This window comes from Corynebacterium tuberculostearicum, from assembly GCF_016894265.1.
Lineage (GTDB): Bacteria > Actinomycetota > Actinomycetes > Mycobacteriales > Mycobacteriaceae > Corynebacterium > Corynebacterium tuberculostearicum_D.
Window position 1 is genome coordinate 1,774,251 of record NZ_CP069791.1, and the last position, 24,108, is coordinate 1,798,358.

Here is a 24,108-nt window from a genome sequence, read left to right on the forward strand (position 1 = left end):
TGAAATTACCTGGGCAATCCTACCCCACGCTAGTACTCTTCGTCGATCGCCTCGACGTCAGGCAACAGCGGTGCCAAGTCAGGCAGGCGCTCCAAAGAATCGATCCCCAATAACTCGAGAAACAATTCCGTTGTCTCGTACCGGTGTGCGGCGCCCTCAAAATCATCCTGCGGCAGCTCCCGGACCAATCCGCGCAGGTTAAGGGTCCGCATTACGCCATCGACATTGACGCCGCGAACCGCCGCCACCTGCTGGCGAGTGACGGGCTGACGGTAGGCCACCACCGCCAAAGTCTCCAGGGCAGCACGGGAGAGTTTGGTTTGGGCGCCATCCAAGAGAAATTCTTCTACCGCACCGGCATTTTCGGTGCGCGTATAAAAGCGCCACCCCTTTTGGGTCTCGCGCAGGTCGATACCAGAACCGCGATTATCTAGCTCCCGCTGAATGCTGCGTAAGCAATCACTAACAACGTCCCTTTCCGCCCCCAGCGCACGCGCCAATAGCTCCACAGAGGCTGGGGAGTCGAGCACGAGCAATATGGACTCAAGACGGGAACGCAGCTGCGAGATGAGGGGAAGATCCATAGCCTCCGAGTTTACTGGAGAAGAAAAAATCGCTGAAAATTCTTCAAATCACTTTCGCTCGCGACTGTGACTCGGCTAACATATTGTCATGGAAACTATCACTCGCACCGACAGACTCATCCTCATCCCGCTATCCGCCGCTAATACCGAAGAGACCCACAAGGTCTACAGCGACGGACGTATCTGGAGCCACCGCCCGAACGGGCGCTTTGCTGACATCCGCACCACGCGCGCACTCGCACAAGCATCCTCCCAGTCGTGGGATGCCCACCACTTCGGTCCTTGGGCCGCGTATATGCGCCACAATCCTTCGGAATTCGTCGGCGTCGGCGGTGCAATCTTCGTCGAAGAAGGAAACTTCTGGGACATCAAATACCGCCTGCGCCCCGCCCACTGGGGTGCAGGTTTTGCCACCGAGATCACCTCTGAGGCAGTGAAGAGCATCCGCCAGGTGGACCCCAACTCCCCCATTACCGCCCGCGTGACCACAAATCACCCGGCGGCCATCCGGGTCATCGAAAAGCAAGGGCTCCAACAAGTATGGGAAGGGCGCCGCATAGGCACCGAGGACAACCCCGAGGAACCAGACGTACGCGTCTACTCCGACCGCGAGCTCTCCCCCGATACACTGGATTTCATCCAGCAGCGGCCTTAGTCCCAGTTCGCTGCGGCAACTACCGCTGGGTCAACATCCAAGCCTGTCCACGATAGGTCCAGCTGACCCAGCGCTTCTTCTTGTTGTGCATCAACCGCCTTGGCTTTGTACAACTCCAACAGGGCCAAGAAACGGCCTACCACCTGCATAGAAACCGTACAGTCGCGGGTTAGCGCACCAAAGCTGGTCCATTGGCCCGCACCGAGTAGCTTGAGTGTTTCCAAAATCTTGCCGGCCTGCTCCGGTACAGATACTGCTACGGAGTGCACGTGACCGGTTGCTACCTCCTCCGGTGGCTTGGGGCGGAACACGCCGGCCGCTAGCTCGGCAAAGCTGGCCGGCGTATGGCCGAGCGAAACTGGAGGCAAAAGCTCGGCGAACTTCTCCTCGATGGAAACCGCACGCGGATAGCTGCGCTGTGCCTCGCGCTGCCACACGGCGAATTGGTCCGCTGCTTGCTTATAAGCCTTGTACTGCAACAGGCGGGCAAAAAGGAGGTCGCGCGACTCCAGCAGTTCCAAGTCTTCAATATCGTCGACATCACCGCGCGGCAGAAGCCGCGCCGCCTTCAAATCCAAGAGCGTAGCTGCCACCAATAAAAAATCAGTGGTCTCATCCAGATCAGCGGACTCTCCCAGCTGGCGCGTATACGCCACGAATTCGTCCGTTACTTCTGACAGCGCAACGTCAGTCACGTCCATCTTCTTGGACTGAATAAGCTGCAAAAGCAGGTCAAAAGGGCCCTCAAAATTCCGCAGTGCAATGCGAAAGCCCGTAATCTCCGGCTGGGTCACGATACCTTAAACGGTCGAGCGCTCAATGACCTCTTTGGCCAGGTCCCGATACTGCTGTGTGGCCGGGGAGCTTGGCGCCCAGGTAGTAATCGGCTCGCCGGCCACCGAAGTCTCTGGGAACCGAACGGTCCGGGTAATGACTGTGTCAAAGACCTTATCGCCAAAGTAATCCACCACCCGGGACATAACTTCCCGGGCGTGCTTGGTCCGGCGATCAAACATGGTCACTAGGATTCCCATGACCTCAAGGTCAAAGTTAATGCGATCAGAAACCTTTTCCACGGTATCGGTCAACAGCGCCAAACCGCGCAGGGAGAAGAACTCGCACTCCATAGGGATGATCACACCCTGTGAGCAAGCAAGGGCATTGACGGTAAGCAGGCCCAAGGAGGGCTGGCAGTCAATAATGATGAAATCATAATCGCGGCGCACCGGACGCAGGGCGCGGGCAAGGGTGTGCTCGCGACCGACCTCATTGACCATCTGAATTTCCGCGGCGGAAAGGTCGATATTCGCCGGCACCAGATCCAAGCCCGATACCCCGGTGTGCTGGATAGCCGAATGAATAGAGGTGTGGCTATCGAGCATCACGTCATAGATGGTGTCCTCGATATCGTCATGCGTGAGCCCAAGCCCCGCCGAAAGCGCGCCCTGGGGGTCAAGGTCAACCAAGAGGACTTTACGGCCATACTCGGCCAAGCAGGCGCCCATATTGATGGTTGAGGTGGTTTTGCCTACGCCACCCTTTTGGTTACACATCGAAATGATGGTGGCCGGCCCATGCTTTTCCAAGGGTGCGGGTTCCGGTAGCTCACGGATAGGACGACCGGTCAGCCCCACCTCTACGTCAGAGGCAGAAAATAGACCCTCTTCGCTCACAGTCACACCTGCTTCCTTGACGCCAAGTTCCGGACCATGACACTTGGCTTAGGGTTGATTACAACGTTGTCATTAAAGCGTACCCGTTACAGGTTAAAAGTACCGAGACTTAGCCTATATCAAGCGTTTAGCGTTGACTAGAACGGCGTTTGAGAATTGCCACCAAAGCTATGAGTGCGATGAGTACCGCCGCGGCTGCCCCTCCAATAATCCAGCCCAAATGTAAGCCGCCGTCTTCTTCGGGGTCCTTTTGCTGGCGCTCATCGAGGTTTTCCGCGGCGGATTGATAGTTAGGGTCCTGCAGCGTGACGATGAGTGCGGCCCCAGAACCGTCATTGCGTAGCAACTGCATAATAAAGGGATTATCAGGCGCCTCGCCCTCCGGATAGGTCAGCGTGAGGGTTCGAGAAGAGGCGTCCACGTCACGCTCTACGCCTTGGATAATATTGCCCTCGCCATCGAGGTAGCGCAGCGTGACGTCATTTTCTTGCGTGTCCTTGAACTGCTGGTAGAGGTCATAGGCCTGCTTGAGGCCCATCTTTGCGGTAATAGTATTGCCTTCGATTTTGGATTCGAGGTTTACGTATTCCGCACCGTCAAGGTTGGCTTCCCCAGCAGGCTTGCGCTCCGGCTTTTTGCCTGGAACAACAGGCAAGTTGCTATCTTCTTTCGCCGGCACGGGCCTGTCATCTCCGCCCTCGGCATCGTTTCCGGCTGGCGCCTTGTCGCCTTGAGCCGGCTTATCAGAGCCCGGATCCGGCGCTGGCGCTGGGTTCGGGCCGCCTTCCGCGCCGTCAATTTCTTCCTGAATGTCCTCCTGTGCGACCGACCCATCGGCTACCAGAGTCAGGGTTGCATTCATGCCTTGGGCGGAGACAGGAACCGAGATTTGGCCGCCATCTGCCGGGGCGGTGATGGTAGCGGAGGTACCTGAGGCAGACACGTTCCACCCATCGCCGGAGTAGTTGGCTTCGGCCGGCACGGGCAGGCTTACAGTCGTGGTCTGGCCGGCAGGAACCGAAATGGGAGCGGCAATAGCAGCCTCTACTTCCGGCGGCAGCTGGGCGTGTGCCACCGCTGGGAAAATCAATGCGGTAGATAGCACCGCACCAGCTACACGAGTTGAAAACATATAGGTCCTTTCTTAGGCACGGGGGTGCGCAGTGCGCCAGACCTCGCGCAAGGAATCGGCAGTGACGTGAGTATATATTTGCGTTGTCGTCACCGAGGAATGTCCCAGTAATTCTTGCACGGTGCGCACATCTGCGCCGCCTTCAAGCAGGTGCGTCGCAAAAGAATGCCGCAGGGTGTGCGGCGATATGGACTTTCCCAGTTGCGTCCGCTGCGCTGCAGTCTTCAACACAGTCCACGCACTTTGACGGGATAAAGCGCCGCCACGGTTATTGAGAAACAACGCCGGCGTCTTACCTTTGCTCAGCGCCGGTCGCGCCCGCACCAGGTAGGCATCGAGAGCCTGGCGGGCATGCGAGCCCACTGGCACAATCCGTTCTTTGTCTCCCTTGCCCCGCAAGCGTATTACTTCCTGCGCGGAGGACACGTCATCAACGTTGAGGGAGACAATTTCCGAGATTCGCGCGCCGGTGCCATAGAGCATCTCCAGCAGGGCGCGGTCGCGCACATCTACCGGGGTCTCAGTAGGAGTCGCTTCAATGAGGGCGGTGACCTCATCTACCGATAATGTCTCCGGCAAATGCTGCCCGGTTGACGGAGGGGTTACCTCAACCGCAACATCAACGTCCACTACGCCTTCTGACACGGCAAATTTATGCAGTCCGCGAGCAACGATGAGCGCTCGGTTGGCTGAGGACACAGCCATGTGTGAGCGCAGGTCTTTAAGATAAGCCTCCACCATCGGTCGCGTCACCGACCGCAGATCCTCTACCCCGTTATCCCCCAGCCATGCAAGGTAGCGGCGGACATCGCGGCGATAGTTGCTCAAGGTGTTGGCGGAAACGCCGCGCTCGACTGCTAGATGATTAAGCCACGTCTGCGCTATGTTTTCTAGCGCACTCACAGCTGCTTTAGGTCCGCGCCCGTGCGGCGGGAGCTCATCGAGGTCGGTCGAAGGTCGAACGGCTCCTCCACGCTGCGGGTCTGCTTGCCGCCGCGCAGCACAGCGTAGGCGGCCAAGATACCGCTGCAGGCAATGGAATTGACGATGTCACCGCGCAGCACCTTGTCGACGGCCTCGTCGAGGCCCACCCAGGCGACTTCCATATCGGCTTCTTCGTCACCGGTAGCCTCCATCCGGGGGACGTCGGAAAGCTCCGAGGCAAGGAATACGCGAACCGCTTCTTCGCAGAAACCCGGCGAGGTCACAAGGTCCGTCAGCACGGACCACGTCTGCGCGCTCAGGCCGGCCTCCTCCTGCAGTTCACGCTGGGCGCCGGTCAGCTCATCCTCACCGCGTACGTCGAGCAATCCCGCCGGCAGTTCCCACAGGCGCTTTCCCACGCTGTGGCGGTACTGATACACCATCGCAATACGCTCGTCTGAGTCCACTGCCACAACGGCCACAGCACCTAAGTGCTCGACTACTTCCCGGGAGGCAGAAACGCCGCCGGGCATGACTACCTCGTCGCGGCGGAGGGCAAGAATGGGAGCTTCGACAAGCAGCTGCGAATCAAGCACCTTGAAATCATGCGCCATGGGCTATTCCTTTCCCGGCAAGGCGGAGTCAGCAGTTTCGGTGGCGCCATAGTCGCCCTGGCCACCATCAAGTTGTTCCTGGGTGGCCAGAATGACCGCAATGCGCTCCACTGCCCGTTCGGTGCTATCGACCGTAGACAGCTCCGCGTCCTGATCCCGCACCTGGGCTAGCGCCTTATCATCTTGAGTCTGCTTGGTGCGCCCACTCAACACCACGGACCCATTGACATCATCCAACCCGGTGGCAAATTCTGCCAGCGCGCTGGACGGGTAACCACGCAGGCCATTACCAGAGACCACGATAATGGCCTGGGCAGGAACGATGGTGCCATCTTCGTAATCAATAAAGCCCTCGTCGCGCAGCTTATGGAGCACGTCTGCACGCTCGTCCACTGAAGCCAAAGGCTTCGTGCTCTCAGGATCCATAGACAGCGCAGTGCCTAGCACCTCACCACCAAGGGCTCCGGCCGAATCCAAGTCCTTGATATCTGCCTTCTTGGGCGCAGTATCTTTCAAGATGGGAAGCAGCTTGTCCTTAGTTTCGGGACGCAAGAAGTCTTTGGTCAGCTTAATCTCGCCGGCCTCGGTGGCATCGGAAGACTTCAAGAGCTTCCGGATAGCGTCCACGTCGCCGCCATTGGCGTCATCGGTGGTCACGATGAGTACTGGGCGCTGAGACAAGGCTCCATCAACCATTTCCGCTCCAGAATCGGCCACGATCTTGTCGCTGGCGTCATTTTGGGTCTGCAGAATCTTATTGTCTTGGACCACCTTGCGGTGCTCCTCGCGGATCGGATCGTCGTCTGCCATGCTGGTGGTCAAGTTCGGCGCAATCACTAGAGCGCCTAAGGCTACGCCAACCGCGGCGCCGAAGCCCAAGCCTGCTACAAGCTCAGTCTTTGCCATGCCCTATGCGCCCCCAAAGAGGCTGGACCAGGTTTCGCTAAGGTTGCTAGCAAAGTCCTGGCTGCCGCCGAAGCCGACGATGAGGATGACCGCCGCAATGGCAACCAAGATGCCCAGCACTGCCCACAGCCAGCCGAGGTTGGAGGAAGGCGCACTGTAGAGATTGATTACCGCATCGGCGTCAACCACCTTGGTACCGGCCTTAAGGCGGGACAGCACGGCCGAGGGGTTGGTGCGGTCCGCAAAGATATCATCGAGGTCTACCCCGCCGCCGGCCTGCACAATAAGATCGGCGCCGTGGTAGTCCGCAAAGAGCAGGCCCAGGTCGGTACCTGAATGCGTTGCCGCGGGGAAGGTCATCGCACCAATGCCAAGGTCCTGGATGCGGTCGAGGCCTTCTACCTCCCCTTCTGGGTCCGCAGGAACGATTACGCGGGCGCCGCAACGCAGAGCTTCATCGCTCACGCTATTGGGATCCCCAATAATGAAATCTGGCTTATACCCTTGGGCCAGCAACGAATCTGCCGCTGCTCCCACAGCAATCAGCAGCGGCTCATACTCGCGAATAAAGTTGCGTAGCTGCTTGAGCTGTTCGCGGTGCCTATCGGTAGGCGAAAAGAGGACAACCTTGCGGCCGGCGATTTCGGAGCCGGAGGCGGGGACACCGAGGCCGTCGATAAGCAGCGGGCCTTCCGAGTTAATAAAGTCAATGGAATTGCCAAAGAAGGATTCCATATGGTCAATCAGCCCGCCCTGCGCCGCGGTGAAGTTCTCTTCTGCTCGCTCACGAGTTACCACGCGGCCGGTACCGAGCGCCCTATCGCCGCTAAAGACGGTACCGTCCTCCCCGATGCGAGCCTTTTTGCCCTCTTTGAACTCAGAAACAAAGGACTGCCCAACGCCTTCAAGGAGAGTAATGTCGGCGTCAAGCAACATGTGCGGGCCATAATTGGGGACCGTGCCGGTAGAAAATTCCGCCACGTTAATGACGGCGGAGGGCTTTAGGTCTACGAGGGTCTGAGCCTCGTGGCGAGAGATATTAGCCGCATCAATTACGGCGACATCGCCTTCACTAAACTTTTTCATCCCCTTAGCGCCTGGAGTGCAATCGCGCAGTGCACCAGGCTGCTCGGGGTCACGGGAAAACAGAGCCATGGGCCCTATTGTGGCGTGTTTATAGTTTCGAGTGGGTGAGGCGCGCGGAAGCTTCTTCCTGTGCGCGGTCAAAAAGCTCCTGCGCGTGCGCGCGGCCGGTCTCGGTATCGTCCAACCCCGCCAGCATGCGAGCCAGTTCCTCCACGCGCTCCTCCTGTGACAGCTCGGCCACGCCAGAGGTAAATCTCTCCTTCGATACATGCAGGTGAGCATCAGCATACGCGGCCACCTGCGGCAAGTGGGTCACCACAATCACTTGGTTGTGTACCGCCAAGCGCGCCAAGCGCCGGCCGATCTCTACCGCTGCGCGGCCACCCACGCCTGCATCAACCTCATCGAAGACCAAGGTGGCACCGTCTTCCTCCGCCAGCACGACCTCCAAGGCCAGCATGACACGGGAAAGCTCGCCGCCCGAGGCAGCAGAGGCAATCGGCTTGCCATTCAATTGCAGCTCGGCCGCGTCTGCGCCGGACTTAGAATATTTCGCCTGCGTGAGCTCGACCGTCAGAGTCGAATTCGGCATGGCCAAGCCGTGGAGCTCCTGCGTTACCTGCTCGCCCAGAGCCTTCGCCGCTTTCCGACGCCTCTTTGTCAGCTCCCCTGCCCGCTCAATCATCACCGATTCAGCTTCTTTAACCTGCTTTTTTAGCTCCTCCAGGGCTTCTGTGGAGGTATCCATGGACTCCAGTTTTGCCGCTGCCTCATTGCGCCAAGCGAGCACGCCATCAATATCCCCGGCGTACTTCCTAGTCAACGTGCGCAATTCCTGCTGCCGCTGGAGGGACTTTTCCAACAGGTGTGGGTCCGCCGGAAGTCCGGCTAGATACCCACCGAGCTCGCCGGAGATATCGCCCAACTGCGTCGAGATCTCGCTGAGCCGTTCGCCCAAGGCCGCCAGTTCCTTATCGGTGGACCCCGCCAAGGCAGAAACCGCCCGGCCTAGCAGTGCCGAGGCGGCCTCTTCCAGTTCCTCGGTGCCGTCGATCGCAGCCAACGCAACTTCCGCGGACTCGCGCAGCCCATCGACGTCCTGCAGCTTGCGAACCAGCTGCACCAGTTCCTCATCCTCGCCGGGTTCTGGGGCGATGCCATCGATCTCATCGACGGCGAATTGCAGACGGTCAACTTCCTGCGCCAACTCGCGGCGCTGCTCCGTGCGCCTCTTATAGTCCTTCGCGAGGCTGCGCCACTGTTTGAAGGCCTCGGTATAGCGCTCTCGCACACGCGCCAATTTCGGATCCGCACGATCAACCGCACCCAGTTGTTCCTCGGGCGCGAGCAAACGCAGCTGGTCATTCTGCCCGTGGACCGTAATAAGCTCGCGCGCGAACTCGCCCAGGGTTGCAGCCGGCACCGCACGGCCGCCTAAATAGGCCCGCGATCTTCCCGCTGCAGAGACCGTGCGTGAAACGATATACTCGCCATTTTCGTCGGGCTCACCGCCAACCGACTCCACCAGTTCGCGGATAGAATCCTTCGCGGAGGAAAAATGTCCTTCCACTGCGGCCTTTTTCGCGCCATCGCGCACTCGAGAGGCATCCGCGCGACCACCGGCTAAGAGCCTCAAACCAGTAACCACCATAGTCTTACCCGCACCGGTTTCACCGGTAAGCACGGTAAGGCCCGCGGATAGTTCCGCAGAGCTCTGGCTAATGACGCCCAGATCATTGATGGAAATATCGACGAGCACTACTTCTCCTTCGGCCCGCGCCACCCTTCTACGGGCAGGCGCAGCTTCGAGACTAAACGGTCAGTAAAAGGTTGGTCATCCAAGCGTACCCACCGCACCGGACACTCGCCTCGCACTACTTCCACACGTGCCCCTGGTGGCATCGCAAATTCGCGGAAGCCATCCAAAATCACTGTGGCGGGAGTCGTGCGCATCGTCGATTCGACGGCTACTAAAGAATTGGGCGATACAACCAATGGCTTGGTAAACAGCGCATGCGCATTATTCGGCACTACCAAAATTGCATCCAGAGAGGGCCACAACACCGGACCACCTGCGGAAAACGCATAGGCAGTCGATCCAGTGGGAGTGGAAATCAGCACGCCATCGCAGCCAAAGGACGACACCGGCCGGCGGTCAACTTCCAAGATTGCGTCTAGCACGCCGGAGCGGTTTTGGTTTTCTACCGAAGCCTCGTTCAAAGCCCAGCTGCGGTTAAGAAGGGTTCCCTCCTCATCAAAGATGGACACATCAATGGTGAGGCGGTCCTCAATGCGGTACCTCTTTTCAATGACCCGCACCAAGGCCTGATCGAGAGATTCGACTTCCCACTCGGCCAGAAATCCCACGTGGCCTAGGTTGATACCCAGCACCGGAATATCTACGGCACGCGCCATGTCGGCGGCACGGAGGAAGGTTCCATCGCCGCCCAAAACCAACACCAATTCGCACCCTGCGGCCGCATCTTCAGTGTGAGGTACATGCTTTAATCCCGGCAGTACCTTTTCGTCCGCGCATACTCGAACGGTAATTCCCGCATCTTGCAAAAGCTCAGCTGCACGCGACGTCGCTTCCAGGTTTTGCTGGCGGTTGGCATGAGGCACCAACAGGATTTCACGGGTCATTGCGGGCCTTCCTCGACTGCGCGGTCAATCATTTCTTCCACTCTAGCCAGATCCGTGGGCTGGCCGTCCTTTTTCAGCCACAGGAAATACTCCACATTGCCGCTTGGCCCAGGCAGCGGGGATGCCACAGCCCCATGCATGCTAAGCCCCAGGGACAACGCAAATTCAGCGACTTCCTTGGTTACTTCTTTGCGCAGCTCCGGTGAACGAACCACGCCACCGCTTCCAAGGCGCTCTTTGCCCACTTCAAACTGAGGCTTCACCATAGGCAACAGCCAAGCGCCGTCCTTCAGGCAATCCACAATGGCCGGCAATACCAAGCGGAGGGAAATGAAGGACAAATCGCCTACCATGCCATCGCAGGGGCCGTCGGTAAGCTCCAGCGTTAAATTCCGGATATTCGTACGGTCTAAAACGGTGACGCGATCATCGTTTTGCAGGCGCCAGAGCAGCTGCCCATAGCCCACGTCGACAGACAGCACTTCCTGCGCACCGTGTTCTAGGCACACGTCCGTAAAGCCACCGGTAGAAGCGCCGGCATCGAGGATGCGACCATTCATGTCGACGTCGAACGCCGCCAAGGCGCCCAAAAGCTTGTGAGCGCCACGGGAAGCCCACTTGTCCTCTTCAGCTTCCTCTACCTTGATGGAAACCTCGGGCTCTACAATCGACGCCGGCTTGTGCGCCTTGAAGCCACCAACCGTGACACGGCCGGACTTAATCATCTCCCGTGCCTGCTCACGTGACCGCGCAATCTTTCGGCGCACCAGCTCCGCATCTAACCTACGACGTTGTGGGGGCATTAATTCTCCTGCAATGCATCGCGCAGCACATTGTGAGCACGATCAAGCTGATCTACTTCAGCGGCCAAATCCGCTGCGTCTTCTCCAAGGATCTCTGCTACTTCCGCATCGATCTCTGCCGGCTCCTTGACGGCTCGGAAGTCGTGCGGCTTTACCGCCATTGCGCAACAACCTTTTCCGCCCGCTCGCTACGCGGCTGAATATAGCGCGGCGGCGACGGCATGGCCCATGCAACTTCCAACACGGTGCGCAATGCCTGCACGGAGGTAGACTTTTCGTCGCCGCCCTCGAGCAGAAGGTCATGGCCATCGCACCGCGCCGTAAATCCACCCTGTGCTCCGGGACGAGCGACAGAGACAGGAAGGGCCAACTCGTGCATTCCTGCACCAATAAAGTTAGGGCGTGCCTCCACAGGTGCTTCAATCAGCTCCAACTCACCAGAAACGCCGGTAAGCACATGGAAGGTATCCATTGCAGCAGAGTTACCACCTGCAATATCAGTATCCAGACGGTCACCCACAGCAAGTGGCTTCTTCGCGCCGATTTGCTTCGCCGCAAAAGTAAACATGGCCGGCTCGGGCTTGCCAGCAGATACCGGCTCTACACCAGTGGCTGACTGGATAGCGGCAACCAGAGAACCATTTCCCACAGCAAGACCTCTCTCAATTGGCAGAGAGGTATCGAGATTCGAAGCAAAGAACTTGGCCCCCTGGCGAATGGCCAAGGCACCTTCAGTCAAGTGTTCCCAGCCAACCGAGCGGTCAAAGCCTTGCACTACGGCAGCAGGCTTGTCATCGGCGCTGCAAACTACCTTGAAGCCCATCTCCCGGGCCAAGTCACGGAGGGAATCGGCGCCGATAATAAGGAGCTTCGCCCCAGCTGGGACCTCCTCCGCCGCTAGTTGAAGGACCGCTTGCGCAGAGGTAACGATCTGTTCCGTACCCGCGGTAAGCCCGATGTCCTCCAGCATCTTCGCCACTGCCTGTGGGCTGCGCGAAGCATTGTTGGTCACATACACTGCCGGCACTCCGCAGGTGTTGATGACGTCCACCACGTTAGAAAGCGGGCGACCGCCTTCCCACACGGTGCCATCGAGATCGAGAAGAAGAGCGTCGTGCTTGCTTAGAACCGTCACTGCTTGCACTCCTCAAGGCGCTCGGCAGCATCAGTCCAGTCGCCTTCATCAATAGAAACTGCGTGCTCAAACCAGTCCCGAGCCTCGTCCTTTCGGCCTGCTTCAAGCAGAGCATTACCGTAGGCATAAGCGAGACGGCACGCGCTTACCCCGCGGGCATCGCGGTCAGGATGTGCGCGCTGAATGGTGACAACCGCCGACTCAGCTTGACCCATGTCTAGGCGGGCGCCGGCCAAAACAATTGCCAGCTCAATCTTCGACTCTTCATCAAGTTCCGATGCTTCCTCCGCACGGCCTAGCTCCAGCGCCTTCTCCGGGCGGCCCAAGCCGCGCTCGCAATCAGCCATGACTGCGAGCATTCCGGGGCCACCGGAAATGCGGCGCGCGGCACGCAGCTCAGCCAAAGCTTCTTTCCACTCGCCGGCGCGATACGCAGCGATTCCGTTGACTTCGCGGGCAATTGCGACGCGGCCAGCGCGGTCTTTAGCGGCACGCGCATGCCGCAATGCGAGCTTAGGATCATCCTCCATCCAGGTCGCAGCCATGATCATATGCTTAGCGACGGCCTCGGAGTTCTCCTTCGATAGCGACTTCAGGTCCTGCAGAACCATCGGGTCTAGGTCGTTAACATCGACCTCAGCCGGGATGTCTGGGTCGCTCATGCGACGGTTAATGCGTTCCTCACGGTAACCGGAGCGCTGCGGCGAAAAAGACTTCTTCTTGCGGGAATCGCCCTTAAAATCACGGCCTTTGTTATTGCGTGGCTTGCGGTCACGTCCACCGCGCCCGTTGTGATTGCGCTCCGACATTCAGCCCTACCCTTCCTTGGTTGGAACTAGCACAGAAATACCGGCCCTATTCTACAACCCGCAAACAAAAAGCCGGAATTTAGATCCTGACGGGTTGCCGCAGTGTAACCCAAGCATTACTCATCAAACCAACCCAAAGGCACACCGTGACGAAACGGATGCTACCACCAGGAACAAGTAGCGCGCCTAGCGCGCCGTAGACAACAAATAGCAGGCCCCACAGCGCTTGACGACGCACCGCCTTCCTCAATGCAGCCCAACCGAGAAGAATCACTGCACACACAATCAAAACTGCACCAGTCGCAGCATCCCACCAGCCCTCACTGCCACCTTCACACGAAACAGACAAGAGCAAAGAGCCCGGCAGCGCAGTACCGATACCGAATAAGACCCTAATTCCAGAATTATCTAGCGGTCTTTCAGAAGAGAAGGAAGACACCGTTAAATCTCCTTAAGCCGCTGCGAAAAATAGTCACGGTTAAATTCTTGATTCTCAGCGAATTCCCTGAGCACGCCTGGCCAAGTCGGATACGCATCAATAAGGTTTTCTGCGACATTCAACAACGGTGAGAATGCAATCTCGCCCCATCTAACCCCTATCCCTACCCGTTCGGAGTATGCTGTGCTGCTCAATGGGCCTAGAGCCCACTGGCTACCGGAAGCAGCATTCATCCATGTACCGCTGATAGCCAGTATTCGGGAAACCTTGTCCTCGTAGCTGTGCTTGGAGTTTAAGACGTCTAGCACCGCGTCGAACGGAAATTCTTTAGAGCCCTGGGTGACTTGTTCTTCCTGCTCCGGCGATAGCTCCGCGAGCATCGCGGGAATAGCAACCGCGCGAAACTCTTCCAGGCGCTTTCCAAATTGCCGATGATAGCCATCGAACCACATGAGTTTCCTCCCAAACTGTCGAGTGAGCAAGCATAGCAATGATGCAAAGAAAAAGTGCGCCCTTCGGGGCATCATTCGGAATATTCCTCAAGCCGGCTTCCCGTACAACCGCGGTAAAACCACAAATGAAGCCGTAGAAGACTTTGGCACTTTATAGTGTGCGTTGTCTTCTACGGCTTCATCATTACGGTATTTTGTTGTTTTTGTTGTTTGGTGTCGGCGGTGACTTACTCTCCCACAACCTCCCGGTTGCAGTACCATCAGCGTGTGCAGGCTTAGCTTCCGGGTTCGGAATGGGACCGGGCGTTTCCCTGCAGCTATTGACCACCGACAAACATACGAAGCATTCAGGCCCTTAGGTGTGCTTTCGGGTGTTGTGTCAGATACTGCATAGTGGACGCGGTCACGACAGTGACTGTTTCTTCATCTTGTTGTTTTGCCAATACACGGAGTGTGTTGGTGTTTGTTGTGGTCAATTAGTACCAGTAGCCTTCACACCTTACAGTGCTTCCAGGTCTGGCCTATCTACCCTATCGTCTTTAGGGGACCTTAACGAAACCTCATCTTAAAACAGGCTTCCCGCTTAGATGCTTTCAGCGGTTATCCCTTCCGTACGTAGCCAACCAGCGATACCCCTGGCGGGATAACTGGCACACTAGAGGTACGTCCGTCCCGGTCCTCTCGTACTAGGGACAGCTTTCTTCAAGTTTCAACGCGCGCGGCGGATAGAGACCGAACTGTCTCACGACGTTCTGAACCCAGCTCGCGTGCCGCTTTAATGGGCGAACAGCCCAACCCTTGGGACCTACTCCAGCCCCAGGATGCGACGAGCCGACATCGAGGTGCCAAACCATCCCGTCGATATGGACTCTTGGGGAAGATCAGCCTGTTATCCCCGGGGTACCTTTTATCCGTTGAGCGACACCACATCCACAAGTAGGTGCCGGATCACTAGTCCCGACTTTCGTCCCTGCTCGACATGTCTGTCTCACAGTCAAGCTCCCTTGTGCACTTACACTCACCACCTGATTGCCAACCAGGCTGAGGGAACCTTTGGGCGCCTCCGTTACATTTTGGGAGGCAACCGCCCCAGTTAAACTACCCACCAGGCACTGTCCCCAACCCAGATCATGGGCCAAGGTTAGATGCTCAATCCGATCAGAGTGGTATTTCAACAACGACTCCACCACCACTAGCGTGATAGCTTCTTTGTCTCCCACCTATCCTACACAAACCGAACCAAACACCAATACCAAGCTATAGTGAAGGTCCCGGGGTCTTTTCGTCCTGCCGCGCGTAACGAGCATCTTTACTCGTAGTGCAATTTCACCGGGCCTGTGGTTGAGACAGCAGAGAAGTCGTTACGCCATTCGTGCAGGTCGGAACTTACCCGACAAGGAATTTCGCTACCTTAGGATGGTTATAGTTACCACCGCCGTTTACTGGGGCTTAAATTCTCAGCTTCGCAGTCAAAGACTACTAACCGGTCCTCTTAACCTTCCAGCACCGGGCAGGCGTCAGTCCATATACATCAACTTAACGTCTTCGCATGGACCTGTGTTTTTGATAAACAGTCGCTTCCCTCTATTCTCTGCGACCCCACAACGCTTAACACCGCAAGGATGCTCACACCGTGGGGCCCCCCTTCTCCCGAAGTTACGGGGGCATTTTGCCGAATTCCTTAACCACAGTTCACCCGAACGCCTTAGTATTTTCAACCTGACTACCTGTGTCGGTTTAGGGTACGGGCCATACACACACATCGCTAGAGGCTTTTCTCGACAGTACAGGATCACCACCATCAACCCCATTGGGTCTACGCATCACGTCTCAACCAAATGTGTGGCGGATTTGCCTACCACACGATCTGCACGCTTACACCACCAATCCAATAAGTGGCGTGGCTACCTCACTGCGTCACCCCATCACTTGAACCACACATCAGGCCCCACGACATCAACACCACCAATCTTCAAAGAAGACTAGCAGTGCATCCGCGGTGGTTAGTATCAGTGCTTTATCATGGGCGCGCATGTACGGGTACCAGAATATCAACTGGTTATCCATCGACTACGCCTGTCGGCCTCGCCTTAGGTCCCGACTCACCCTGGGAAGACGAACTTGACCCAGGAACCCTTAGTCATCCGGCGGATAGGATTCTCACCTATCAATTCGTTACTCATGCCTGCATTCTCACTCGCACACAGTCCACGCCTCCTTACGGTAACGCTTCAACCCATGCACGACGCTCCCCTACCCAAACAAAAAATGTTTGCCGCGGCTTCGGCGGTGTACTTGAGCCCCACTGAATTGTCGGCGCAGAACCACTCGACCAGTGAGCTATTACGCACTCTTTCAAGGATGGCTGCTTCTAAGCCAACCTCCTGGCTGTCTTCGCGATCCCACATCCTTTTCCACTTAGTACACCCTTAGGGGCCTTAACCGGCGATCTGGGCTGTTTCCCTCTCGACTATGAAGCTTATCCCCCACAGTCTCACTGCCGTACAACACAATTAGTGGCATTCGGAGTTTGGCTGACATTGCTAAGATTGTAGTCCCGCTCAACCAACCAGTCGCTCTACCTCCACCAAGCTATAATACGACGCTGCACCTAAATGCATTTCGGGGAGAACCAGCTATCACGGAGTTTGATTGGCCTTTCACCCCTACCCACAGCTCATCCCCGCAGTTTTCAACCTACGTGGGTTCGCGCCTCCACAACCTCTTACAGCTGCTTCACACTGGCCATGGGTAGATCACCCCGCTTCGGGTCCAGGACATGCCACTATACACCCCATTAGGATTCGGTTTCCCTACGGCTACCCCACACGGGTTAACCTCGCGACATGCCGCTGACTCGCAGGCTCATTCTTCAAAAGGCACGCCATCACACACAAACGGTGCTCTGACGGATTGTAAGCACATGGTTTCAGGAACTATTTCACTCCCCTCCCGGGGTACTTTTCACCATTCCCTCATGGTACTCATACACTATCGGTCACACTGAGTATTTAGGCTTACCGGGTGGTCCCGGCAGATTCACAACAGATTCCACGAGCCCGCTGCTACTCGGGCAACCCAACAACCCACATGCCATTGTCTTCAACTACAGGACTCTCACCTTCTCCGGCAGGCCATTCCAAACCACTTCACCTAACAACAACACACGAGCACGATGATGGTAGTCACCGCCCATTGGGGCCCACAACACCGCACACACAACCCCTACCAGGTATCACATGCACACGGTTTAGCCTCATCCACGTTCGTTCGCCACTACTAGCAGAATCATTATTATTTTCTCCTCCTACGGGTACTGAGATGTTTCACTTCCCCGCGTAAACCCCCACAACAGCTATGAATTCACTGAAGGGTAACCCCACATAACCAGGGCCAGGTTTCCCCATTCGGACATCCTCGGATCAACGCTTAATTGACAACTCCCCGAGGCTTAACGCAGCCTTTCACGTCCTTCATCGGCTCAGCATGCCAAGGCATCCACCATGCGCCCTTAATAACGAACACACAAACCACCCACACCAAAAAGCGCAGATGGCCACACAAGTGAACTTGACAAAAAATTGATTAAAGAAAAAAGAAATCACACAAACACACACAAACAAACCACAAAAGCAATCCATCCGTGCGTGTTTAATGCTCGCGTCCACTATACAGTTCTCACACAACACCCCAACCACACCTCACCAACACACACAGTGTCAGCAAGCCTTATGGTCAGGCACAAAAAAGGGGGATAATGCCCCAGACACCCAACAATGCACCAACATACAAACAACATTATTTTTCACTGTGCACGGACAACGTGTGTCACAAAGCGCCATTCAAACACTTGGTCTTGCCTCATCAGGTGTGTGTTTCACCCGGACAATTTTTCAATAATAAACGCTGGCAGCATGACACTCGCATACTCAACCAACCACAGGGTGCAACTGCACCCGAATAATAAAAGCTCCTTAGAAAGGAGGTGATCCACCCGCACCTTCCGGTACGGGTACCTTGTTACGACTTCGTCCCAATCGCCGATCCCACCTTCGACGGCTCCCTAACAAGTTTGGGCCACCGGCTTCGGGTGTTACCAACTTTCATGACGTGACGGGCGGTGTGTACAAGGCCCGGGAACGTATTCACCGCAGCATTGCTGATCTGCGATTACTAGCGACTCCGACTTCATGGGGTCGAGTTGCAGACCCCAATCCGAACTAAGGCCGGCTTTCAGCGATTCGCTCCACCTCACAGTGTCGCTGCGCGTTGTACCGACCATTGTAGCATGTGTGAAGCCCTGGACATAAGGGGCATGATGATTTGACGTCATCCCCACCTTCCTCCGAGTTGACCCCGGCAGTCTCTCATGAGTCCCCAACCAAATGCTGGCAACATAAGACAAGGGTTGCGCTCGTTGCGGGACTTAACCCAACATCTCACGACACGAGCTGACGACAACCATGCACCACCTGTACACCAGCCACAAAGGGAAAGACTATCTCTAGCCCAATCCGGTGTATGTCAAGCCCAGGTAAGGTTCTTCGCGTTGCATCGAATTAATCCACATGCTCCGCCGCTTGTGCGGGCCCCCGTCAATTCCTTTGAGTTTTAGCCTTGCGGCCGTACTCCCCAGGCGGGGCGCTTAATGCGTTAGCTACGGCACGAAAGTCGTGAAAAGACCCTCACACCTAGCGCCCACCGTTTACGGCATGGACTACCAGGGTATCTAATCCTGTTCGCTACCCATGCTTTCGCTCCTCAGCGTCAGTAACTGCCCAGTAACCTGCCTTCGCCATCGGTGTTCCTCCTGATATCTGCGCATTTCACCGCTACACCAGGAATTCCAGTTACCCCTACAGTACTCAAGTTATGCCCGTATCGCCTGCACGCCCGGAGTTAAGCCCCGGAATTTCACAGACGACGCGACAAACCACCTACGAGCCCTTTACGCCCAGTAATTCCGGACAACGCTCGCACCCTACGTATTACCGCGGCTGCTGGCACGTAGTTAGCCGGTGCTTCTTATCTAGGTACCGTCACAAAAAGCTTCGTCCCTAGCGAAAGGAGTTTACAACCCGAAGGCCGTCATCCCCCACGCGGCGTCGCTGCATCAGGCTTGCGCCCATTGTGCAATATTCCCCACTGCTGCCTCCCGTAGGAGTCTGGGCCGTATCTCAGTCCCAATGTGGCCGTCCACCCTCTCAGGCCGGCTACCCGTCGCCGCCTTGGTAGGCCATTACCCCACCAACAAGCTGATAGGCCGCGAGCTCATCCTACACCGAAAAAACTTTCCAACCATCACACTAAAAATGGCTCCTATCCGGTATTAGACCCAGTTTCCCAGGCTTATCCCGAAGTGCAGGGCAGATCACCCACGTGTTACTCACCCGTTCGCCACTCGAGTACCCTGCAAGCAGGGCCTTTCCGTTCGACTTGCATGTGTTAAGCACGCCGCCAGCGTTCGTCCTGAGCCAGGATCAAACTCTCCACAAAAAAATTTCAGAACAACATCCGAAACAGGCCGTGAAAAGCCCGAAACCCAACAAAAGAACAAACCACCACAAACCACAAAAGCCTGTGCTGGCGTCCAAAAATTACTACAAAGAAAAAATAAGTTCCCTCAACCCGACGGGGTCAAAAATAAGGAAACCAAAAAAGTTGAACACAATCACATGCCAACCAATCCATCTCAATGCAGCCGAAACACCAAACAGCATTCAAATAAGTACGTGTTCCACATACCCAACCGGCACACACCAACCAACAAACCACTAAGCCTGCTGGCAGACAAACCAATCAACACACAACCATGCACACAAAAAATAAAAAGTACATTGGCACACTATTGAGTTCTCAAACATCATCCGCACACCACAAAAATTAACCTACCGTTAACCTCTCGTTGGCGGCTCGTACAAACCTACTCAACTTAATGAACACTGTCAAATCCTTGAACCAAGTCCGCACGAAATTCGCTCAAAAGTAACCTCCCGGCTACCTCGCGGCGACTTCGATTAATGTAGTCCACCACAACCACACAACACAAACCTGCAGGACAGAATATAAAAATGAAAAATGACGCCCTTCCAACGAGTGGAAGGGACGTCATCTCCAGCTATTTAACTCAACTTAGCGCCAGCGAAGTTCTTCTTGCCTCGACGCAGAACGAGCCAGCTGTCATGCAGGAGGTCTTCTGCAGACGGCTCCCATTCGGCCGATTCGATGCGCTGGTTATTCACGTATGCGCCGCCTTCCTTGATGGTGCGGCGAGCAGCACCCTTGGAATCAGCCAACCCGCTGGCCACCAGTAGGTCAACAATGGTGCGCGGTTCGCCGGCGGCAATTTCCGCGACGGTGGTTTCAGCGAGCGCGCCGGCAAGGGTCTTCTCATCAAGCTCGGAGAGTTCCGCCTTACCGAATAGCGCCTGAGCGGCAAGCTCGACAGCCTTGGTTGCCTCTTCACCGTGAACCAGATCGGTCATCTCTTGCGCCAGGCGGCGCTGAGCGGCGCGCTTATAAGGCTCTTCTTCTACCGCACGCTCGTATTCGGCGATTTCCTCCTGCGTCAGGAAGGTGAACCAGCGCAGGTAGTCGATGACTACAGAGTCACCGGCATTGAGGAAGTACTGGTACCAGGAGTATGCGGAAGTCTTTTCCGGATCGAGCCAAAGCTTTCCGCCGCCAGTGGACTTGCCGAACTTCTGTCCGGAGGCGTCGGTAACCAGAGGCACCGTAAGGCCATGGACCTTGGCGCCATCGATACGACGGTTTAGGTCTACGCCAGAGACGATATTGCCCCACTGGTCACCGCCGCCGATCTGCAATACGCAATCGCGCTCGCGCCGGAGCTGCACGAAGTCATTGGACTGCAGGAGCATGTAGGAAAACTCGGTGTAGGAAATGCCGTCGCCCTCGAGGCGCCGCTTGACGGTATCGCGATCCAGCATCGTATTAAGGGAGAAGTTCTTTCCTACGTCACGCAAAAAGTCGATGACGGACATGTTCATGGTCCAATCGGCGTTATTGACCATGGTGGCAGCCTGCTCGCCGTCGAAATCGATGAAGCGACGCAGTTGCCCCTTGATGGCTTCAAGGTTGTGGGCCAAGTCTTCCTCGCTCAGCATGGAGCGCTCGCCGACGTCGCGCGGATCACCAATAAAGCCAGTTGCGCCACCCGCCAATGCGATTGGGTGGTGGCCGGCGTTTTGGAAGCGGCGCAGCATGATAAGTGGGACCAAGTGGCCTGCATGGAGGGAGTCGCCCGTGGGGTCGAACCCACAGTACAGCGCGATGGAGTTCTCACATGCCTCGCGCAGGGCCTCAAGATCGGTGGACTGATTGATCAGTCCGCGCCATTGCAGTTCATCGATGATATTCATGGGGGTCTTTCTAAAAGTCGAAGTTAAGCTGGCCATTTCTGGGCGTGGTCTACAAGCATCACGGGGATGTCATCCTCAATGGGATAGGCAATGCCCAGCCGCTCGTTGACGAGGACCTGTTTATCTTCCAGATATGTCAAAGGGCCCTTGTCTTGCGGGCAGACAAGGACCTCTAGCAACTTCGGGTCAAGACTCATGCGTCTTATCTTAGCGGGTAGAGGAAGAAGTTGGATCCCTCTACCCCACCTTCGACTTAGAGCAGGGATGGAACGTTTGCAACCAGGGAGAAGAGATCCTTCGGGTCATCCGGGTTGGCGATGATGTCGATCTCAGACTCCAAGTCCGTGCCCTTGACGGAATCGCGCAGGTAACGCAGGGCGGAGAAGTCGTTGATAGCGAATCCGACATCGTCGAAGAGCGTGATCTGCTCGTCGTCATCGCGGCCGGTGGCCTGACCGGTGAGCACCTGGTAGAACTCGACAACCGGGAAGTCTTCCGGCTTCTGCTGGATTTCACCTTCGATGCGGGTCTGCTCTGGGAACTCTACGAAGACCTTGGACTTGTCCAGGATGGAGCTCTCCAGCTCGGTCTTGCCCGGGCAGTCGCCACCAACGGCATTGAGGTGTACGCCTGGGGCGACGTGGCGCTCAGCCAGAATCTGGTTCTGCGCCTTGTCTGCGGTACAGGTGGTGATGATGTCTGCACCCAGAACCGCCTCGTCGACGCTGGAGCAGGCGGTGATGTTAAAGCCCAGCGGCTCCAGGTTGCGTTTGAACTTCTCTACCGCCTCAGGATCGATGTCATAAATGGTGATGTCCTCGATATCCATCACTCCGCGGAAGCCAAGCGCCTGGAACTCGGACTGGGAACCGGCACCGACCATGGCCATGCGCTTGGAATCCTTGCGTGCCAAGTGCTTTGCCACCATGGCGGAGGTCGCGGCGGTACGCAGTGCGGTAAGCAGCGTCATCTCGGCTTCGAAGGTGGGGTAACCATTGTCGACGTCGGCAAGCACGCCAAAGGCAGTAACGGTCTGGAAACCGCGGGCCGGATTGGACGGGTGACCGTTGACGTACTTGAAGGAGTACTCCTTACCGTTGGACGTAGGCATAAGCTCAATGACTCCGAACGGGGTGTGGGAAGCAACGCGCGGAATCTTGTCAAAGCGCTCCCACTCGCGGTAGTCGACCTCGAGGTAGTCCACCATTCCGGTAATGATGTTTTCTACGCCTTCGCGCTGAATCCAGCGCGCCATATTTTCTACGTCTACGAACTTAACTGCGTGGTTCATAAAAAGTCCTTTCTTAGATTTAGTTCTTCGGGTGAAGGTCTGTTTGCGGTGCGGCCGGGAAGCTGGAAGTCGGTAAGTGCTTCGCCTTCCTCTCTTCCGCGATAGTACGGATGCGGTCGCGCCATGCGTACCACATTGCCATAAAGACCGGAACGAGGAGCAGAGTGGATGCCAGCGCATAGGTACCGATTGGATAATCAAAGGCCATCAGGATAATGACCAGGCCGATGAAGATGAGTACGGCCCAGTCTCCGCCTTCGCCAAACGGCGAGCGGTATCCCGGTCGGGTGTAGCTTCCGCTCTTGGCCAGGCGCACAAACTTGAGGTGCGAGATCGCAACTGCCGCCCAGGACGCCAATGTACCCAAGGCTGCCAGGTTGAGCACGATTTCAAACGCCATCTCCGGCACCACATAGTTGAGGAAGACGCCTACCAAGCCCACCATGGCCGCCATGACGATGCCGCCGTAGGGCACGCCAGACTTGGACATGCGAGCGCCGAACTTCGGGCCGGAGCCGGAAGTGGACATGTTGTACATAATGCGGCCGGTGGAATACAGGCCGGCGTTGAGCGAGGAAATCGCAGCGGTGATAACGACAAGCTGGAAAATCGGAGCTGCCGCTCCTACGCCAAGGGACTCAAAGAAGGTCACAAATGGCGACACATCAGCAACGTAAGTGGTGTACGGCAGCACGAGCGTGAGCAGCAGCACGGAGCCGAAGTAGAAAATAAGGATGCGCAGCAGCACGTTGTTGACTGCACGCGGAATGTGCTTTTCTACATTCTTGGTCTCGCCGGAAGTGGTACCAACGAGCTCAATGCCGGCATAGGCGAAGACGACGCCCTGGACGACGATCACGGCTGGCATCAAGCCATTAGGTAACCAGCCGCCGGTGTCAGAAATGAGACTAAAGCCGGTCGGGTCGCCACTCGGGTGGCCAAAGATGAGGACGCCGATGGCTACCAACATGAAGATGATCAGCGCGACGATCTTAATCAAGGAGAACCAGTACTCCAGCTCGCCGAAGATCTTCACCGAGAGCATATTGAACACGAGAATGCCGCAGATGACCACGAGCGCAAGTAACCACTGCGGGACGGAATCGAGCCACGAGGTGTATTGGCTAAACCATTTGATGTAAATGGCGACGGCCGTGCCATCCGCCACTAGAGTCATGGCCCAGTTTCCCCAGTACAACCAGCCGGTGACGAAAGCTGTCTTCTCGCCATAAAACTCGCGGGCATAGGACACGAAGGAGCCGGAGCTGGGGCGATAGACGATGAGCTCGCCAAGTGAGCGCAAGATGATGTAGCCGAAGAAGCCACATACGAGGTACAGCACGGCGAGGAAGGGGCCTGCGTCCTGCAGGCGGCCGCCGGTGCCCAGGAGAAGGCCGGTACCGATTGCGGAACCGATGGCAATCATCTGCAGCTGGCGATTGCCCATTCCCTTTTGCAGGCCATGGTCTTCCGAAGCGTAGACTGCCTTTTCATTCTCGTGTGGCCCAGCTGGAGTGGGCGGAGAATTTACTGTCATAGGAGAGATCGTCCTTTCATTACGGTGAACGAGTCTGTTAGGT

21 protein-coding genes and 3 rRNA genes are annotated in these 24,108 nt (G+C 56.6%); 1 reads left to right on the forward strand and 23 read right to left on the reverse strand.

Annotated features, from left to right (window positions below; all coding sequences use genetic code 11):
* Nucleotides 1-29: 29 nt before the first annotated feature.
* Nucleotides 30-584, reverse strand: a complete 555-nt coding sequence (scpB, locus tag I6J28_RS08490) for an SMC-Scp complex subunit ScpB (protein WP_204609160.1) — start codon at nucleotides 582-584, stop codon at nucleotides 30-32.
* Between the two features lie 88 nt (nucleotides 585-672).
* Here scpB and I6J28_RS08495 point away from each other — a divergent pair, with 88 nt between their 5' ends.
* Nucleotides 673-1,239, forward strand: coding sequence for a GNAT family N-acetyltransferase (locus I6J28_RS08495; RefSeq protein ID WP_204609163.1), 567 nt, complete (start codon nucleotides 673-675; stop codon nucleotides 1,237-1,239).
* Here I6J28_RS08495 and I6J28_RS08500 read toward each other — a convergent pair.
* From I6J28_RS08500 to I6J28_RS08605, 22 genes are all read right to left on the reverse strand, one after another.
* Nucleotides 1,236-2,033: a segregation and condensation protein A gene (locus tag I6J28_RS08500; protein ID WP_204609166.1), complete on the reverse strand. Its 798-nt coding sequence runs from the start codon at nucleotides 2,031-2,033 to the stop codon at nucleotides 1,236-1,238. The genes I6J28_RS08495 and I6J28_RS08500 overlap by 4 nt on opposite strands.
* A gap of 6 nt (nucleotides 2,034-2,039) precedes the next feature.
* A complete protein-coding gene (locus I6J28_RS08505; protein WP_204611443.1) occupies nucleotides 2,040-2,912 on the reverse strand; it encodes a ParA family protein in 873 nt (290 codons plus the stop codon).
* 127 nt (nucleotides 2,913-3,039) lie between these two features.
* Nucleotides 3,040-4,044: a hypothetical protein gene (locus tag I6J28_RS08510; RefSeq protein WP_204609168.1), complete on the reverse strand. Its 1,005-nt coding sequence runs from the start codon at nucleotides 4,042-4,044 to the stop codon at nucleotides 3,040-3,042.
* Between the two features lie 12 nt (nucleotides 4,045-4,056).
* On the reverse strand, nucleotides 4,057-4,947 hold the full coding sequence (xerD, locus tag I6J28_RS08515; protein WP_204609170.1) for a site-specific tyrosine recombinase XerD: 891 nt from the start codon (nucleotides 4,945-4,947) through the stop codon (nucleotides 4,057-4,059).
* Nucleotides 4,944-5,582, reverse strand: coding sequence for an NUDIX domain-containing protein (locus tag I6J28_RS08520; protein ID WP_005324666.1), 639 nt, complete (start codon nucleotides 5,580-5,582; stop codon nucleotides 4,944-4,946). Before I6J28_RS08520 ends, xerD begins: the two co-directional genes overlap by 4 nt.
* 3 nt (nucleotides 5,583-5,585) lie before the next feature.
* A complete protein-coding gene (locus I6J28_RS08525; protein WP_179386468.1) occupies nucleotides 5,586-6,488 on the reverse strand; it encodes a copper transporter in 903 nt (300 codons plus the stop codon).
* Between the two features lie 3 nt (nucleotides 6,489-6,491).
* Nucleotides 6,492-7,652, reverse strand: a complete 1,161-nt coding sequence (steA, locus tag I6J28_RS08530; RefSeq protein ID WP_204611444.1) for a putative cytokinetic ring protein SteA — start codon at nucleotides 7,650-7,652, stop codon at nucleotides 6,492-6,494.
* A gap of 10 nt (nucleotides 7,653-7,662) precedes the next feature.
* Nucleotides 7,663-9,333: a DNA repair protein RecN gene (recN, locus tag I6J28_RS08535; RefSeq protein WP_204609172.1), complete on the reverse strand. Its 1,671-nt coding sequence runs from the start codon at nucleotides 9,331-9,333 to the stop codon at nucleotides 7,663-7,665.
* The gene (locus tag I6J28_RS08540; protein WP_204609174.1) at nucleotides 9,333-10,217 is read right to left on the reverse strand and encodes an NAD kinase; all 885 of its coding nucleotides are present in this window, start codon (nucleotides 10,215-10,217) and stop codon (nucleotides 9,333-9,335) included. Before I6J28_RS08540 ends, recN begins: the two co-directional genes overlap by 1 nt.
* Entirely contained in the window at nucleotides 10,214-11,020 is an 807-nt protein-coding gene (locus I6J28_RS08545) for a TlyA family RNA methyltransferase (protein ID WP_204609176.1), read from the reverse strand. The genes I6J28_RS08540 and I6J28_RS08545 overlap by 4 nt, the downstream gene beginning before the upstream one ends.
* Complete coding sequence (locus I6J28_RS08550) at nucleotides 11,020-11,181, reverse strand: hypothetical protein (RefSeq protein WP_005324658.1); 162 nt, start codon at nucleotides 11,179-11,181, stop codon at nucleotides 11,020-11,022. Before I6J28_RS08550 ends, I6J28_RS08545 begins: the two co-directional genes overlap by 1 nt.
* The gene (locus I6J28_RS08555) at nucleotides 11,172-12,155 is read right to left on the reverse strand and encodes an HAD-IIA family hydrolase (RefSeq protein ID WP_204609179.1); all 984 of its coding nucleotides are present in this window, start codon (nucleotides 12,153-12,155) and stop codon (nucleotides 11,172-11,174) included. The genes I6J28_RS08550 and I6J28_RS08555 overlap by 10 nt, the downstream gene beginning before the upstream one ends.
* Nucleotides 12,152-12,964, reverse strand: a complete 813-nt coding sequence (locus tag I6J28_RS08560) for a tetratricopeptide repeat protein (protein WP_239454584.1) — start codon at nucleotides 12,962-12,964, stop codon at nucleotides 12,152-12,154. The genes I6J28_RS08555 and I6J28_RS08560 overlap by 4 nt, the downstream gene beginning before the upstream one ends.
* A gap of 79 nt (nucleotides 12,965-13,043) precedes the next feature.
* Nucleotides 13,044-13,403, reverse strand: coding sequence for a hypothetical protein (locus I6J28_RS08565; protein ID WP_204609181.1), 360 nt, complete (start codon nucleotides 13,401-13,403; stop codon nucleotides 13,044-13,046).
* Nucleotides 13,404-13,405: 2 nt separating this feature from the next.
* Nucleotides 13,406-13,855, reverse strand: coding sequence for a hypothetical protein (locus tag I6J28_RS08570; protein ID WP_204609183.1), 450 nt, complete (start codon nucleotides 13,853-13,855; stop codon nucleotides 13,406-13,408).
* Between the two features lie 214 nt (nucleotides 13,856-14,069).
* Nucleotides 14,070-14,187 (reverse strand): 5S ribosomal RNA (rrf, locus tag I6J28_RS08575).
* 125 nt (nucleotides 14,188-14,312) lie between these two features.
* A 23S ribosomal RNA gene (locus tag I6J28_RS08580) occupies nucleotides 14,313-17,380 on the reverse strand.
* 453 nt (nucleotides 17,381-17,833) lie between these two features.
* Nucleotides 17,834-19,351, reverse strand: a 16S ribosomal RNA gene (locus I6J28_RS08585).
* The 16S, 23S and 5S rRNA genes sit together here, the layout of an rRNA operon.
* A 626-nt stretch (nucleotides 19,352-19,977) precedes the next feature.
* A complete protein-coding gene (gene tyrS, locus I6J28_RS08590) occupies nucleotides 19,978-21,237 on the reverse strand; it encodes a tyrosine--tRNA ligase (RefSeq protein ID WP_204609185.1) in 1,260 nt (419 codons plus the stop codon).
* A 23-nt stretch (nucleotides 21,238-21,260) separates the two neighbouring features.
* A complete protein-coding gene (locus I6J28_RS08595) occupies nucleotides 21,261-21,434 on the reverse strand; it encodes a Trm112 family protein (RefSeq protein ID WP_005323252.1) in 174 nt (57 codons plus the stop codon).
* Between the two features lie 56 nt (nucleotides 21,435-21,490).
* Complete coding sequence (locus I6J28_RS08600) at nucleotides 21,491-22,528, reverse strand: ornithine cyclodeaminase (RefSeq protein WP_204609187.1); 1,038 nt, start codon at nucleotides 22,526-22,528, stop codon at nucleotides 21,491-21,493.
* A 19-nt stretch (nucleotides 22,529-22,547) separates the two neighbouring features.
* Nucleotides 22,548-24,065: an amino acid permease gene (locus tag I6J28_RS08605; protein ID WP_204609189.1), complete on the reverse strand. Its 1,518-nt coding sequence runs from the start codon at nucleotides 24,063-24,065 to the stop codon at nucleotides 22,548-22,550.
* Nucleotides 24,066-24,108: the final 43 nt, after the last annotated feature.

Bases quoted from the DNA above. Each gene is read 5' to 3' on its own strand.
- scpB (WP_204609160.1), bottom strand. From the start codon at position 584: ATGGATCTTCCCCTCATCTCGCAGCTGCGTTCCCGTCTTGAGTCCATA.
- I6J28_RS08495 (WP_204609163.1), top strand. From the start codon at position 673: ATGGAAACTATCACTCGCACCGACAGACTCATCCTCATCCCGCTATCC.
- I6J28_RS08510 (WP_204609168.1), bottom strand. From the start codon at position 4,044: ATGTTTTCAACTCGTGTAGCTGGTGCGGTGCTATCTACCGCATTGATT.
- I6J28_RS08520 (WP_005324666.1), bottom strand. From the start codon at position 5,582: ATGGCGCATGATTTCAAGGTGCTTGATTCGCAGCTGCTTGTCGAAGCT.
- I6J28_RS08525 (WP_179386468.1), bottom strand. From the start codon at position 6,488: ATGGCAAAGACTGAGCTTGTAGCAGGCTTGGGCTTCGGCGCCGCGGTT.
- I6J28_RS08540 (WP_204609174.1), bottom strand. From the start codon at position 10,217: ATGACCCGTGAAATCCTGTTGGTGCCTCATGCCAACCGCCAGCAAAAC.
- I6J28_RS08545 (WP_204609176.1), bottom strand. From the start codon at position 11,020: ATGCCCCCACAACGTCGTAGGTTAGATGCGGAGCTGGTGCGCCGAAAG.
- I6J28_RS08550 (WP_005324658.1), bottom strand. From the start codon at position 11,181: ATGGCGGTAAAGCCGCACGACTTCCGAGCCGTCAAGGAGCCGGCAGAG.
- I6J28_RS08560 (WP_239454584.1), bottom strand. From the start codon at position 12,964: ATGTCGGAGCGCAATCACAACGGGCGCGGTGGACGTGACCGCAAGCCA.
- I6J28_RS08570 (WP_204609183.1), bottom strand. From the start codon at position 13,855: ATGTGGTTCGATGGCTATCATCGGCAATTTGGAAAGCGCCTGGAAGAG.
- tyrS (WP_204609185.1), bottom strand. From the start codon at position 21,237: ATGAATATCATCGATGAACTGCAATGGCGCGGACTGATCAATCAGTCC.
- I6J28_RS08595 (WP_005323252.1), bottom strand. From the start codon at position 21,434: ATGAGTCTTGACCCGAAGTTGCTAGAGGTCCTTGTCTGCCCGCAAGAC.
- I6J28_RS08600 (WP_204609187.1), bottom strand. From the start codon at position 22,528: ATGAACCACGCAGTTAAGTTCGTAGACGTAGAAAATATGGCGCGCTGG.
- I6J28_RS08605 (WP_204609189.1), bottom strand. From the start codon at position 24,065: ATGACAGTAAATTCTCCGCCCACTCCAGCTGGGCCACACGAGAATGAA.